Below are 13,536 nucleotides of genomic sequence, written 5' to 3' on the forward strand. Positions count from 1 at the left end.
GCCCCCGGGCAACTTCGCGCTTCCGCCCCCGGGCAATTCCGCGCTTCCGCCCCCGGGCAATTCCGCGCTTCCGCCCCCGGGCAACTTCGCGCTTCTGCCCCGGGGCAACTTTGCGCTTCTGCCCCGGGGCAACTTTGCGCTTCTGCCCCGGGGCAACTTTGCGCTTCTGCCCCGGGGGGCGGGGCGTTCAGTGGCCGCGCAGGCCGCGCAGCGTGCGGACGGCGACCAGCAGCTCGGCCAGCTCCTGGCGGTCGCCGCCGGCCAGGTCGGCGAGCTGCGCGGCCGCCCGCCGCTGGCCGGCGTCCCACCCCCGGACCCAGCCGGCGACGAGCTCGGTCGCGTCGGTCCCCGGTGCGGCCCCCCGCACCACCTCCGCGGTGAGCGCGGTCGCCTCGGCGGACAGGTCGTCGCGCAGCGTGGCGCGGGCCAGCGAGGGCCAGCGCCGGTCCCGGGGCAGCGCGGTGACCAGCTCCCGCAGCGGGACCAGCCCGAGCCGCTCGGCCAGGCACTGCTGCACCCGCCCGGCCAGCTCCAGCGGCGCCCCGGTCCGCTCGACGACGACGGCGAGGTCCAGCGCGGCCGGCACGAGCGGCGCCGCCGCGGCCTCGACCGCGAGGGCTGCGGGCACCCCGGTCGCGCGCAGCCGCTCGGTCCGCTCGGCGTAGGCGGCGGCCTCGGCGCCCAGCAGCCACCCGGGCAGGCCGCGGCGCACCTGCGCCACCGGGGCGGCGAACCGGTCCACGACCGCGCCGATCGGGACCGGCCGGTCCCCCGCCAGCTCGGGCAGCCGCAGCAGCCATCGGGTGGCGCGCTCGGCCAGCCGGGTGGCCTCCGTGCGCAGCTCGATCTGGGTGGCGGCGGGCACCCGGTTGTCCAGCTCCCCCGGGGCGTCCCACAGGCGGTCCACCCCGAAGACCGCACGGGCGACCGCGTGCGCCCGCACGACACCGGCCGGCCCCACGCCGGTCTCCTCGGTGAGCCGGAACAGGCCGGTGACCCCGGCGATGTTGACCGCGCGGTTGGTCAGCACCGTGGCGACGATCTCGCGGCGCAGGGGATGGCCGGCCACGGCCTCGGAAAATCGCTCCCGCAGGGCCGCGGGGAAGTAGCCGGCGAGCAGCGGCTCCAGGGCGGGGTCGTCGGGCAGCCCGGAGGCCAGCACGGCCTCGCCGGCCTCGAGCTTGGCGTAGGCCAGCAGCACCGACAGCTCGGGGCCGGTGAGCGCCTGCCCGTCGCGGCGCCGCTCGGTGATCACCCGGTCGTCGGGCAACGCCTCCACCGCCCGGACCAGCCGGCCCGACCGCTCCAGGGCGCGGATGAAGCGCTGCCCGGCGTCGAGCAGGCTGCGCGCGGAGCCGACGTCCCCGGCCAGCGTCGCGTTCTGCGCCGCGTTGTCGGCGAGGACGGCCACCGCCACCTCGTCGGTCATCTCCTGCAGCAGCGCCGCCCGCTGCGCGTCGTCCAGGCCGCCGCGGGCGACCACCCCGTTGAGCGCGATCTTGATGTTCACCTCGTGGTCGGAGGTGTCGACCCCGGCGGAGTTGTCGATGGCATCGGTGTTCACCCGGCCGCCGGCCAGGGCGTACTCCACGCGGCCCCGCTGGGTGAGCCCGAGGTTGCCGCCCTCCCCCACCACGCGGACCCGCAGGTCGCGGCCGTCGACCCGCACCGCGTCGTTGGCCTTGTCGCCGACGTCGAGGTCGCTCTCGGCCGCGGCCTTGACGTAGGTGCCGATGCCGCCGTTGAACAGCAGGTCCACGGGGGCGAGCAGCACGGCGCGGATCAGCTCGACCGGCGACAGCACGTCGACGTCGTCCGGCAGCCCGAGCGCGGCGCGCATCGGCTCGCTCACGGGCACGGTCTTCGCCGTCCGCGGCCACACCCCTCCCCCGGGGCTGATCAGCGCCGGGTCGTAGTCGGCCCATGACGAGCGCGGCAGCGCGAACAGCCGGCGGCGCTCGGCGAACGAGGCGGCGACGTCCGGATCGGGGTCGACGAACACGTGCCGGTGGTCGAAGGCGGCGACCAGTCGGATGTGCTCGGACAGCAGCATGCCGTTGCCGAACACGTCGCCGGACATGTCGCCGACGCCGACGACGGTGAACTCCTCGCGCTGCACGTCGAGGCCGAGCTCCCGGCTCTCCCCGTCTCCGCCGAGCTCGCGGAAATGCCGGGCTACCGACTCCCACGCCCCGCGGGCGGTGATGCCCATGGCCTTGTGGTCGTAGCCGACCGAGCCGCCGGAGGCGAACGCGTCGCCGAGCCAGAAGCCGCGCTCGATCGCCACCTCGTTGGCGAGATCGGAGAACGTCGCCGTCCCCTTGTCCGCGGCGACCACGAGGTAGCTGTCGTCGCCGTCGTGCCGCACGACCCGCTGCGGCGGCACGACCCGGCCGTCGGCGTCGAGGTCGTCGGTGAGGGAGAGCAGCGCGCCGATGAACAGCCGGTAGCAGGCCTGGCCCTCGGCGAGCTGGGCCTCGCGGGAGGGATCGGCCGGCGGCCGGCGGACGACGAACCCGCCCTTGGCGCCGGTCGGCACGATCACGGTGTTCTTCACCATCTGGGCCTTCACCAGGCCGAGCACCTCGGTGCGGAGGTCCTCGTGGCGGTCGGACCAGCGCAGCCCGCCCCGGGCGACCGCGCCGAAGCGCAGGTGCACCCCGGCGACGCGCGGCGAGCACACCCAGACCTCCCGCTCCGGGCGCGGCTGCGGCACGTCGGGCACCTCGGCCGGGAAGAGCTTGACCGCCAGCGGCACGGCCGGGGTGGAGACGGCGTAGTAGTTCGTCCGGCGCGTGGCGAGCACGGCGGCCAGCAGCGCGGTGAGCACCCGGTCGGCGTCCAGCGACTCGACGGAGGCGATCGCCGTCCGCAGCGACGCGGCGAGGGCCTCCTGCCGCTCCTGCCGGCCGGCCTCTCGGTCGGGGGAGAACCGGCTCTCGAAGAGGGCCACGAGCCGGGCGACGACGTCGGGGTGGGCCGCCAGCGTCGTCTCCACGTAGCGCTGCCCGAAGGGCAGGCCCGCCTGCCGCAGCCACTGCACGTAGGCCCGGACGACGGTCACCTGACGCCAGTTCAGCCCGGCCAGCAGCACCAGCGCGCCGAGGCCGTCGTCCTCGGCCTCCCCGCGCTGCACCGCCAGGACGGCGTCGGTGAACCGCTCGGGCAGGGAGCCGGCGAACGGCAGTTCCCCGCCGGGCGCGGCCAGGCCGAAGTCGTAGATCCACGCCACCGGCGCGCCGATCCGGTCGATGCCGTAGGGCCGCTCGTCGACGACGTCCACGCCCATGTGCTGCAAAACCGGCAGGATGTGCGACAGCAGCAGCCGCTCCCCCACCCGGTACACCGACAGGCGCGCCTCGCCGCCGTCGCGGGGACGGCGCAGCCGCAGGCCGGTCTCCCCGGGGGCCAGCGCGTCGAGCCGGGCGAGGTCCTCCACGGCGGTCGCCGCCGGGAAGTCCTCCTGGTAGGCGGCCGGGAAGGCGTCCGCGACCCGCGCCAGCAGCCGCTCGGAGTCGGCCCCGTGCCGGGCGTGCAGCGCGTCGGTCAGGTCGTCGGTCCAGCTGCGAGCGGCGGCGGCGAGCTCGTCCTGCAGCGCCGCGACGTCGACGTCCGGCAGCGCCGTCCGCCCGCCCCGGGTCGCCGGCGGGCGGACGACGAAGTGCAGCCGGGCGAGCACCGACTCCGTGACCCGCGCGGTGTACTCGATCCCGCTGCCGCCCAGGCGCTCCAGGAGCAGCTGCTGCATGCGGGTGCGGACCTCGGTCGTGTAGCGGTCCCGCGGCAGGTAGACCAGCGCCGACCAGAACCGGCCGTGGGCGTCGCGGCGCAGGAACAGCCGGGTCTGGCGGCGTTCCTGCAGCTGCAGCACGCCGACGGCGACGGGGAGCAGCTCCTCGGCCCCGACCTGGAACAGCTCGTCGCGGGGATGGGTCTCCAGCAGGTCCACCAGCGCCTTGCCGGTGTGGCTGTCCTCCGGCACACCGGCCTGCTCCACCACCCGGGCCACCGTGCGCCGGACCACCGGCACGTCCCGCACGCTGGTGGCGTACGCCGCGGTCGACCACACGCCGGCGAGGCGATGCTGGCGGGTGGTGCCGTCGGGCCCGGGCAGGGTGACGGCGACCAGGTCCAGCCAGGCGCGGCGGTGCACGGTGGCCCGCAGGTCGGCCTTGCCGACGGTGAGCAGCGCGTCCGCGTCGGCCGTGCGCCCCTCGGGCGGCGCCGTCCCCGCCGGGTCGCTGCGCAGCATGCCCAGCCCGCTGCCGGGGACGGCGCGCACGGTCCGGGCCCGGCCGGTGGGCAGGTCGACGTCGCGGGCGCCGAGGAACACGAAGCTGCCGTCGGCCAGCCAGCGCAGCAGGGCCGCGACCTCGGCGGGGTCCTGCTCCGGGTCGTCGGTGGCGGCCGGGGGGAGCTCGTCCAGCCGGTCGGCGAGCACCAGCGCCCGGGCCCGCATCCGGTCGGCGTCCTCGTCGACGGCGCGGACGTCGGCCAGCACCGTCCGCAGGCCCTCGACGAGGTCGTCGCGCGCCTCGTCGTCCAGGGGCCCGTCGAGGACGACGGCCATCCACGACTCGAGCAGCGCGTCGGGGCCGCACTCGGCGGGGTCGGCGCTGTCGCAGACGGCGCCGATGCGCCCGGCCGCGTCCCGCCGGACCACGAGGACCGGGTGGACGACGTGCTCGAGCCGGAACCCCTGGCGCACGACCTCGGCGGTGACGGAGTCGACGAGGAAGGGCATGTCGTCGGTGACGACCAGGACGACGGAGCGGCTGCGGTCGGCGCCGTCGCGCCGGACGACCTCCACCGTGGCCGAGCCCGGCGGGCGGACGGCGGCCACCCGCAGGTGCTGCAGCGCGAGCGCGGCCAGCTCGGCCGGCAGCTTCCGGACGACCTCGGCCGCCGGCTCGCTCCAGTAGTAGCGGCGGAACAGACCCGGCAGGTCGGCGACCGCGCAGCCGGCCGGCAACCCGGGATCGGCGGCCGGGGCCTCCCGGGCGGCGGCCTCCAGGAGCCGGTGCTTGGCGGCTCGCTCCGCCTCGAGGGCGGCCAGGTCGGACGGGGCGGCCGTGGCGGCGGCGAGCGCGGCCTCCGGCTCGGGGCGGCCGGTTCCGGCGACGCCGCCGGAGGTGCTGACCATGGGCCGACGCTAGCGCCGGAGCGGGCTCCCGGCCCGGTAGCGAGCCGCCGTCCGGAAGCCCGGATCGCGGGGGGTCAGCTGCGGTCGAGCACCTGGTCGACCACCCAGCCACCGATGGCCAGCAGCAGGCCCCCGGCCACCGCGCTGCCGAACGAGGTGACGTCGAGGCGGTCGGTCAGCGCGGCGGTGAGTCCGAGCAGGGCGGCGTTGATGACCAGCAGGAACAGCCCGAGGGTGAGCAGCACGAACGGGAGCCCGAGCAGGCGCAGGATCGGGCCCACGACCGCGTTGACCACCGCGAAGATCAGGGCGATCCACAGCCAGGTGCCGGACTCGCCGAGCGGCCCGTCCTCATTCGGGTGCACCTCGACCCCGTCGAGGAGGTAGTTGACGCCGTAGAAGACGCCGGCCATGAGCACGACCTTGATCGCGAACTTGATCACAGCCCGACGCTAGCGCCGCGGACCGGCCGCGTCGCGCAGCTACCGCCGTCTACGCCTGTCTAGCGTCGTCGCTAGGCGGGCCGAGACGCCCCTCGAGACCCGCCACCCCCGCCCGCCCCGCGCGACACGCGCTACCGCGTTCTACGGATGTCTACGGCGCCGGCTAGACAGCGCCATACGGTGCTCGACGTGGATCCCGTCCGGAACCCCTACGCCCCCGGCGCCGGCCAGCGCCCGCCCGAACTGGCCGGGCGCGACGACGAGCTGTCGGCCTTCGACGTCGTCCTGGAGCGCATCGCGCGCGGGCGGCCGGAGCGCTCCCTCGTGCTCACCGGGCTGCGCGGCGTCGGCAAGACCGTGCTGCTCAACCAGCTGCGCTCGGCGGCGATCGGCCGGGGCTGGGGCACCGGCAAGATCGAGGCCCGGCCCGACCAGTCGCTGCGCCGGCCGGTCTCCTCCGCGCTGCACATGGCGCTGCGCGAGCTGCGGCACCCCGACCAGGACTCCATGGACGCCGTCCTCTCCACGCTCAAGGCCTTCGCCCAGCGGGCGGTGGGCAGCGACGCCAAGGTGCGCGACCGGTGGCAGCCGGGCATCGACGTCCCCGCGGCCAGCGGCCGGGCCGACTCCGGGGACATGGAGATCGACCTGGTGGAGCTGCTCAGCGACGCCGCCGGCCTGGCCGCCGACGTGGGCAAGGGCGTGGCGCTGTTCATCGACGAGATGCAGGACGTGCAGGCCCCCGACGTGTCGGCCATCTGCGCCGCCTGCCACGAGCTGTCCCAGCAGGGCGCGCCGCTGATCGTGGTCGGCGCGGGCCTCCCCCACCTGCCCGCGGTGCTCAGCGCCTCCAAGAGCTACTCCGAGCGGCTGTTCCGCTACCTGCGCATCGACCGGCTGGACCGCGCCGCCGCCGACCGCGCCCTGCTCGCCCCCGCCGAGCGGGAGGACGTCACCTTCGACCCCGCCGCGCTGGACGCGCTCTACGCCGCCGCCGACGGTTATCCGTACTTCGTCCAGGCCTACGGCAAGGTCACCTGGGACGTCGCCGCGGCCTCCCCCGTCACCGCGGCCGACGTCGCCATGGCCGCGCCGGTCGCCGAGGCCGAGCTCGCGGTCGGCTTCTTCGGCTCCCGCTACGACCGGGCCACCCCGGCCGAGCGCGAGTACATGCACGCGATGGCCGAGCTGGGCGGGCCGCAGGGCGCCGCCGTCGCCACCTCGGAGGTCGCCGTCTCCCTGGGGCGCAAGCCGGCGTCCCTCTCCCCCGCGCGCGACTCGCTGATCAAGAAGGGGCTGGTCTACTCCGCCGAGCGCGGCCAGATCGCCTTCACGGTGCCGCACTTCGGCCGCTACCTGCTCAGCCACCCCAGCGACTGACGCGGTTCCGGGGCGGCGGCACCGGGCACGGGGGTCCGCGTGCCGACGTGGGTGGAGGCGGGGCCCCGGGGGCTGGTCCGGAGAGCGTCGTGCTCGGGCTCGGGACGAGCAGAGGACCGCCCGTCAGCGGGCGGCGGCGCGGGTCCGCAGGGCCAGGACGGCGACGTCGTCCTCGGCGCCGTCGGCCAGCATCACCGCGAGCAGCCGGTCGCACAGCTCGTCCAGGGGCAGGTCCCCGAAGCGGGCCAGCAGCTGGCGCACCTGGTCGCGCCCGTCGTCCAGCAGGACGCCGCGGCGCTCGAACAGCCCGTCGGTGAACAGCAGCACCGTGGCGTCGTCCGGCAGGTCCGCCGCGCCGTCGGCCCGCGGTCCGCGCCAGCCGATGCCCAGGGGCGGCCCGATCGGCGCGGCGAGGTCGGTGACGCGACCGTCGGCGGTGAGCAGCAGCGGCTCGGGGTGCCCGGCCGACGACCAGCGCAGCGTGCGCCCGCCGGCGCCGTCGTGCTCCACCCGGCACACCAGCGCGGTGGCCATGGTGGGCACGGCCAGGCCGACGAGCGCGTGGTCGACCCTCCGGAGGACGCCGGCCGGCTCCTCCAGGCGGTCGAAGGCGATGCCCCGCACCAGGGTCTTGACCTGTCCCATCGCGGCCGCGGCCTCGATGTCGTGGCCCATGACGTCGCCGATGACCAGCACCATGTCGCCGTCGGGCTGCAGGAAGCTGTCATACCAGTCGCCGCCGATGGAGACGCCGCGGGTGGCGGCCCGGTAGCGGACGGCGGTCCCCAGGTGCGGCTGCTGCACCGGCGGCGAGAGCAGGGACAGCTGGAGCCGCTCGGCGACCTGCTGGTTGGCCGCAGCCAGCCGCGCATTGTCCAGGGCCAGTGCCGCGCGCCGCGAGGCCACCTCGGCCGTGCGCAGTTCGACGTCGGTGTGCGGGCCGCGCTCGGGCCCGTTGACCAGGGTGATGACCCCGAACTGCTCGCCCCGGGCCAGCAGCGGGAACGCGGCGGCGGCCGACGGCCGCAGCGGTGCCAGCGCCTCGCGGCTGGCCTCATCGGCCACCATCTGGTCGATGTGCGCGCTGGTGAGCTGGGGGATGACGACGGGCTGCCCGCTGCGCAGCGCCGTCGGCACCGGGGCGGTCGGCCGGTTGCTGCCCACCCGCGTGTCCGCGTAGCGGTGCATCGCCTCGACCATGGCGGGGTCGCGGTGCGCGCGGCCGACGTCGCGCCGGGTGCCGTCGGGATCGACCACGCTGACCAGGCACCAGTCGGCCAGCAGCGGGACGACGAGCCGGGCGAAGCGGCTCACCGCCTCGTCGGTGTCCAGGGTGGACGTCATCGCCTGGCTGATGTCGCCCAGCAGCATGAGGTGCCGGCCGGCCAGCTCCGCGGTCGTGGCGGCCTCGGCCGCGCGGAGGGCGGCCTCGGCGGCGCGCTGGGCTGCCTCCTCGCGCGCGGCGACCGCGGCGGCGCGCTCCTCCTCGGTCCGGCGCCTGTCGGTGACGTCGTCATAGGTGACGACCAGGCCGGCTTCGGTGCGGAACGCGTCGGCCTGGAACCAGATGTCCAGCGGCGCGAAGAACGCGACGGTGCGGCCGGACCGGCCGGTGGTCGCGACGGACCGGTACAGCTCGTCGAAGGGACTGCCGACCGCCTCGGGGAACGCCTCCCAGATGACGCGGCCGACCAGAGCGCCGACCGTGCGGCCGAGCACCCGCGCGCCGGCGGGGTTGACGTAGGTGAAGCGCCAGTCGTCGTCGAGGACGAACATCGGGCGGTCCATGCCCTCGACGGCCTGCACCAACAGGTCGCCGGTCAGCGGCGTCGGCCCATCGGTGATCACGGTCGCCACTCTGCCTCATCGGGCCCTCGGAACCCGCCCTCCGCCGCCGAGCACCACACCGAGGGGGATCCCACGGTTGAGGCCGGGTCCGGCTGGGCACCCTGGATGCATCCCAGAACCGGACGCTGACGGGGGCGAGGACATGAGTCGACTGGCGTGGCCGGTTCGGCCGCTGCCGGACGGCAGGGGCGAGATGTGGCGGTGGGACCTGACGTCCCTGGCCCAGCTCCCCGCGGTCCGCGGGGCCCTGCGGGCGAGGTTGGACGAGGTCGGATTCCCACGGGACGCCGACGACCCCGTCGCCGACCGGATGATCCTGGCCTTCGACGAGCTCGCGTCGAACGCGCTGCGTCACGGTCACCGCCCCGTGGTCGCCACGGTGGTCGCCGGCAGCGGCGGCTGGATCCTCGACATCAGCGACCGCGCGCGGCACACGATGCCGATGCCGGCCGTCGACCGGGACCCCGCCCAGGGCGGGCTGGGGCTCTACCTGGTCGCGCGGATGTCGGTGGCGCACGGCTGGTACGTCGACGACATCAGCAAGCACGTGTGGGCCTGCCTGCCCACGACGGTCGAGGACCGGGAGCCGGCCTACTCCTCCTGACCGGAGGTGTCGTGGGCCCGGGGGCGGGCTCAGCGGCCCTGGGGGACGGCTCGTGGCCGCGGTGTCGTGGCCGCGGTGTCGTCCGGAGGACGACGACGTTGTTGCGCCCGGGGCGGCGGGGCACGGGTGGCCCGGCGCCGCCCCGGGGCAGCTCCTCCCAGCGCCGGGGGTGACCCGGCGCGCGAAAGGTGGTCCTACGGGATCACGAGCGACAGCGATCCCTTGCCGTAGCCGGGGACCTCGACGGCGAGGTCGATCCGGTTGAAGGCCGCGAGCATGCCCGCGATGTCCCCGTCGATGTCGTCACCGGGGGCGAAGAGCTTGTGCAGCTTGGAGTGCGGCGCACCCGGGACGTTGAACAGGGCCGAGACCACGTTCACGACCTCGTGCAGGGCCTCGGTCAGCATCGACGTCAGCTCGCCGTCCTCCTCGACGGCGTCCTGGACGCCGCCGGGGGGGAGCATCGCCAGCGCGCCGGCGGTCCAGGCCGAGAGGGCCAGGTCCATGACGCAGAGCGCGTTGACGTTCAGGTGCGGGTCGACGTAGACGGCGACCGAGACCGGGGAGCGCTCGGTCGGGGTGACCGGCGCGCCGGGCGAGACGGCGACCGGCTTGCCGACCAGACCCGTCAGCATGTCCTTGATGTCCTTGCTGGTGGGCAGGACGCGGGTGTCGGCGGTCATGCGATCACCCCGTCCAGGTGCTCGGTGAAGGTCTCGGAGGTGAACGGCTTCGCGATGAGGAACAGCGCGCCGGCGTCGGCGGCCTTGCCGCGCATCTCCTCGGAGCCCTCGGAGGTGACGAAGCCGAACGGCACGGTCGAGCCGGCCGACCGGAGCGCCTCGAGGCACTCGATGCCGGTCATGTTCGGCATGTTCCAGTCCGAGAGGACCAGGTCGGGCTTCTCCGCCTGGACCTTCTCGTAGGCGTCGCGGCCGTCCTCGGCCTCGACGATGTCGTGGTCGTCGTATCCGGCCTGACGCAGGGTCCGGATGACGATCTGCCGCATGACGCGGCTGTCGTCAGCGATGAGGATCTTCACAGGGGCACCTCGTTCTCGTACGTGGAGCGGTCGGGGTCAGCGGGGTGGTGCGGGTCCGGGGACGACGGCAGGGCCGGCAACGCGCCCTGCACCGAGATGGCGACGGGCTCGCCGCGCCAGAGGAGGTCGATCCGGCAGACGTCGGAGGCGTTGCGGACCTCGGGGGAGGCGCCGACCGACGGCAGGCTGAGGGCGGAGTGGCCGGGGAGCGTGGCCTTGATGCTGCCGCCCACGACGTTGGCGATCTCGCCGAAGGCGTCGACGACGTCCTCCTCGTCGAGCACCGGGGGCGCGCTGTCGCGCAGCAGGGCCCGGGAGAGCTCCTCGGCGGTGCGGCGGCCGGTGGTGAGGACGACGCTGCCGGTCCACGGACCGACCACGTCGACCCAGCTGGACAGGACGTCGGCCGGCAGCTCGGCGGGGAGCGGGACGAGCACCTCCTCCTCACCGACCAGCGAGATCCAGGCCTGCTCGGCGATGGACTGGATCGTGGCCTCGTCGATGAGCTCGGTGATCACCGGGCGGGCATCGGTGGCGCGGCGGCGCTCGGCGGTGTCGAACGCGGTCACAGGACGACCTCCTGGGGGAGCAGGCCGAGCAGCGCCAGCTTGTCGCGGATCGCGTCGGCCGTGAACGGCTTGATGACGTACTCGTGGGCGCCCGCGGCGAGAGCCCGCACGATCTGGGTGTGCTCGCTCTCGGAGGTGACCATCATCATGGTCATCGAGCGCCAGGCCGGGTTGGCCCGGACGGCGGAGACGAACTGGAGCCCGTCCATCACCGGCATGTTCCAGTCGATCGTGGCCAGGTCGGGGACCCAGCCCTCGTTCAGCACCTCGAGGGCCTCTCCGCCGTGGCCGGCGTCGCGGACCTCGTAGCCGAAACCGGTGAGGATGGAGGAGACGATCCGGCGCATGGCGCGGGAGTCGTCGATCACCAGTGCACGCATTCTCATGCCCCCTTCAGCGGGCGGTAGGCGGAGCTGCGGCCGAGGACGACCCGCTCCCAGGAGTCGTCGACGCCGAGGGTGGTCTCGGCGGCACCGAGGAACAGCCACCCGTCCGGCCGCATGAGGGAGCGGACCCGGCGCAGGATCGCCTGCTTGGTGGGCAGGTCGAAGTAGATGAGGACGTTGCGCAGGTACACGACGTCGAACGGGCCCATCCGCGGCAGCGGCGCGGCCAGGTTGCACTCGGTCGCGGTCACCATGCGGCGGAGGGAGGCGTTGACCTCCCACTCGCTGCCCGCGCGGGTGAAGTGGCGGACCAGCATCGACGCCGGCAGGCCGCGGTTGACCTCCAGCTGGCTGAACCGGCCGGCGCGGGTCCGCTCGACCATCTCGCGGGAGAGGTCGGTGGCCGTGATCGACACCCGGCCGGCCGCGTTGGGCATCGCGTCCTCGAGCAGCATCGCGATCGTGTAGGCCTCCTGCCCGCTCGAGCAGGCCGCCGACCAGATCTGCAGCCGCTCGCCGGCCCCGCGCGCCGCGAGGAGCGCGGGCAGGACGGTCGTGGTCAGGGCGGTGAACGGGTCGCCGTCCCGGAACCACGAGGTCTCGTTGGTGGTGAGGGCCTCGACGATGCGGCGGGTGTTCTCCGGGCTGGGGCGGGTGCGCACGTTGTCGACCAGCTGACCGACGTCCGCCAGGCCCATCTGCCGGGCGATCGGCAGCAGCCGCGCCTCGACCAGGTACTCCTTGCCCGGCGCCAGCACGATCGCGCTCTCCCGGTGCACCACCTGGCGCACCCAGTCGAAGCTCGTGGCGGTCAGGGTCATCGGACTCCTCCGGTGAGCAGCGCGGAGGTCCGGCTGGGAACGGGGCCGGCGGTGGGGCCGGTCAGGCGGCGGGTGATGGCCTCGGCGATGCGGTCCAGCGGCAGGATCTCGTCGGCCAGACCGGCCGAGGCGATCGCGCCCGGCATGCCCCAGACCACGGACGTGGCCTGGTCCTGCACGACGACGGAGCCGCCGGCCTCGCGGACACCGGCGGCGCCCAGCTTGCCGTCGGAGCCCATCCCGGTCAGGACGACGGCGAGCACCGCGCCCCGGTGGATCTCGACCGCGGAGCGGAACAGCGGGTCCACGGCCGGCCGGCAGAAGTTCTCCGGCGGACCCTGGGTGAGCCTCGTGGCGTTGCCGCGGGCACCGCTGCGGATGGTGAGGTGGTGGTCGCCGGGGGCGAGGTGGACCGTGCCGGGCATCAGGGGCGTCCCGTCGACGGCCTCGACGACGCGCAGGGCGCAGAGCCGGTCCAGCCGCTGGGCGAACTGCCGGGTGAACACCGGCGGCATGTGCTGGACGAGGAGCACCGGCACCGGCAGCGAGGCCGGCAGCGCGGGCAGGACCTTGGCGAGGGCCTCGGGGCCGCCCGTGGAGGAGCCGATGACCAGGATGGCCGGCTTCTCGACCGGCGCGGTGCGCGGCGGTGCCGGGCGGGCCGGGGGGAGGGCGGCGGTGGCGCGCGCCGGCCCGGTCGTGATCGGGCGGCCGAGCAGGGCCTTGATCTTGGGGATCAGCTGCTCGCGGACGCTCTCCATCGACTGCGCGACGCTGCCGACGTTGGCCGGCTTGGTCACGTACTCGTTGGCTCCGGCGGCGAGCGCGTCCAGCGTGGCGGAGGCACCGCGCTCGGTGAGCGTGCTGAACATGATGATCGGGATCCGGCTGCGCGTGGCGCGGATGGCGCGGACCGCCTGGATGCCGTTCATCTCCGGCATCTCGATGTCCATGGTGACCAGGTCGGGCTTGAGCTGCTCCACCTTGCCGACGGCGATCTTGCCGTTGACGGCGGTTCCGACGACCTCGATCGCGGGGTCCTGCGAGAGCACGTCCGTGACGATCTTGCGGACGACGATCGAGTCGTCCACCACCAGCACCCGGATCGGGTTCATCCGTCCTCCTGCTCCTGTCGACAGCCGACAGGGGCTGTTACTCGGTGTATCGGCACCAGCGAGCGGGGCTGAAGTTCGGCCGCGCACAACCGGTTCCGCTCGGTACGGATGTCTCGGGCGCATCACCCGACACAGGAGTTGTCGGCTGTCCCAAACGGGAACTGAACCGGGAGAGCGAACTCGTT

General features: G+C 74.7%; 11 protein-coding genes. 2 read left to right on the forward strand and 9 right to left on the reverse strand.

Going from position 1 to position 13,536, the window contains the following annotated elements; translation table 11 throughout:
• Positions 1-187 precede the first annotated feature (187 nt).
• Together BMY88_RS22555 and BMY88_RS22560 are read right to left on the reverse strand one after the other, a co-directional pair.
• A complete protein-coding gene (locus BMY88_RS22555) occupies positions 188-5,143 on the reverse strand; it encodes an NAD-glutamate dehydrogenase (RefSeq protein WP_091949449.1) in 4,956 nt (1,651 codons plus the stop codon).
• Between the two features lie 74 nt (positions 5,144-5,217).
• Positions 5,218-5,586: a phage holin family protein gene (locus tag BMY88_RS22560; protein ID WP_091949453.1), complete on the reverse strand. Its 369-nt coding sequence runs from the start codon at positions 5,584-5,586 to the stop codon at positions 5,218-5,220.
• A 189-nt stretch (positions 5,587-5,775) separates the two neighbouring features.
• Here BMY88_RS22560 and BMY88_RS22565 point away from each other — a divergent pair, with 189 nt between their 5' ends.
• Positions 5,776-6,966 carry an ATP-binding protein gene (locus BMY88_RS22565; RefSeq protein ID WP_091949519.1) on the forward strand — a complete coding sequence of 397 codons (1,191 nt, stop codon included), beginning with the start codon at positions 5,776-5,778 and terminating at the stop codon, positions 6,964-6,966.
• A 123-nt stretch (positions 6,967-7,089) separates the two neighbouring features.
• Here the strand turns inward: BMY88_RS22565 and BMY88_RS22570 are convergent, their stop codons facing one another.
• Positions 7,090-8,814 carry a SpoIIE family protein phosphatase gene (locus BMY88_RS22570; RefSeq protein WP_139220564.1) on the reverse strand — a complete coding sequence of 575 codons (1,725 nt, stop codon included), beginning with the start codon at positions 8,812-8,814 and terminating at the stop codon, positions 7,090-7,092.
• Between the two features lie 142 nt (positions 8,815-8,956).
• On the opposite strand from BMY88_RS22570, the gene BMY88_RS22575 reads away from it, so the two are divergent.
• Positions 8,957-9,418, forward strand: coding sequence for an ATP-binding protein (locus BMY88_RS22575; RefSeq protein WP_091949459.1), 462 nt, complete (start codon positions 8,957-8,959; stop codon positions 9,416-9,418).
• Between the two features lie 194 nt (positions 9,419-9,612).
• On the opposite strand, the gene BMY88_RS22580 is transcribed toward BMY88_RS22575, so the two are convergent.
• Genes BMY88_RS22580 through BMY88_RS22605 form a run of 6 tightly spaced genes read right to left on the reverse strand, consistent with a single transcriptional unit; the run spans position 9,613 to position 13,351 of the window.
• Entirely contained in the window at positions 9,613-10,101 is a 489-nt protein-coding gene (locus BMY88_RS22580) for a hypothetical protein (RefSeq protein ID WP_091949462.1), read from the reverse strand.
• Complete coding sequence (locus BMY88_RS22585; protein ID WP_091949465.1) at positions 10,098-10,460, reverse strand: response regulator; 363 nt, start codon at positions 10,458-10,460, stop codon at positions 10,098-10,100. Before BMY88_RS22585 ends, BMY88_RS22580 begins: the two co-directional genes overlap by 4 nt.
• Positions 10,457-11,029 carry a chemotaxis protein CheX gene (locus BMY88_RS22590; RefSeq protein ID WP_091949468.1) on the reverse strand — a complete coding sequence of 191 codons (573 nt, stop codon included), beginning with the start codon at positions 11,027-11,029 and terminating at the stop codon, positions 10,457-10,459. Before BMY88_RS22590 ends, BMY88_RS22585 begins: the two co-directional genes overlap by 4 nt.
• Complete coding sequence (locus tag BMY88_RS22595) at positions 11,026-11,409, reverse strand: response regulator (protein ID WP_091949471.1); 384 nt, start codon at positions 11,407-11,409, stop codon at positions 11,026-11,028. Before BMY88_RS22595 ends, BMY88_RS22590 begins: the two co-directional genes overlap by 4 nt.
• Positions 11,410-11,411: 2 nt before the next feature.
• Positions 11,412-12,236, reverse strand: a complete 825-nt coding sequence (locus tag BMY88_RS22600; RefSeq protein ID WP_091949475.1) for a CheR family methyltransferase — start codon at positions 12,234-12,236, stop codon at positions 11,412-11,414.
• Positions 12,233-13,351: a protein-glutamate methylesterase/protein-glutamine glutaminase gene (locus tag BMY88_RS22605; RefSeq protein ID WP_091949479.1), complete on the reverse strand. Its 1,119-nt coding sequence runs from the start codon at positions 13,349-13,351 to the stop codon at positions 12,233-12,235. The genes BMY88_RS22600 and BMY88_RS22605 overlap by 4 nt, the downstream gene beginning before the upstream one ends.
• Positions 13,352-13,536: the final 185 nt, after the last annotated feature.

This window comes from Trujillonella endophytica (genome assembly GCF_900110555.1).
Taxonomy (GTDB): domain Bacteria; phylum Actinomycetota; class Actinomycetes; order Mycobacteriales; family Geodermatophilaceae; genus Trujillonella; species Trujillonella endophytica.

Bases quoted from the DNA above. Each gene is read 5' to 3' on its own strand.
- BMY88_RS22600 (WP_091949475.1), bottom strand. From the start codon at position 12,236: ATGACCCTGACCGCCACGAGCTTCGACTGGGTGCGCCAGGTGGTGCAC.
- BMY88_RS22605 (WP_091949479.1), bottom strand. From the start codon at position 13,351: ATGAACCCGATCCGGGTGCTGGTGGTGGACGACTCGATCGTCGTCCGC.
- BMY88_RS22580 (WP_091949462.1), bottom strand. From the start codon at position 10,101: ATGACCGCCGACACCCGCGTCCTGCCCACCAGCAAGGACATCAAGGAC.
- BMY88_RS22555 (WP_091949449.1), bottom strand. From the start codon at position 5,143: ATGGTCAGCACCTCCGGCGGCGTCGCCGGAACCGGCCGCCCCGAGCCG.
- BMY88_RS22575 (WP_091949459.1), top strand. From the start codon at position 8,957: ATGAGTCGACTGGCGTGGCCGGTTCGGCCGCTGCCGGACGGCAGGGGC.
- BMY88_RS22595 (WP_091949471.1), bottom strand. From the start codon at position 11,409: ATGCGTGCACTGGTGATCGACGACTCCCGCGCCATGCGCCGGATCGTC.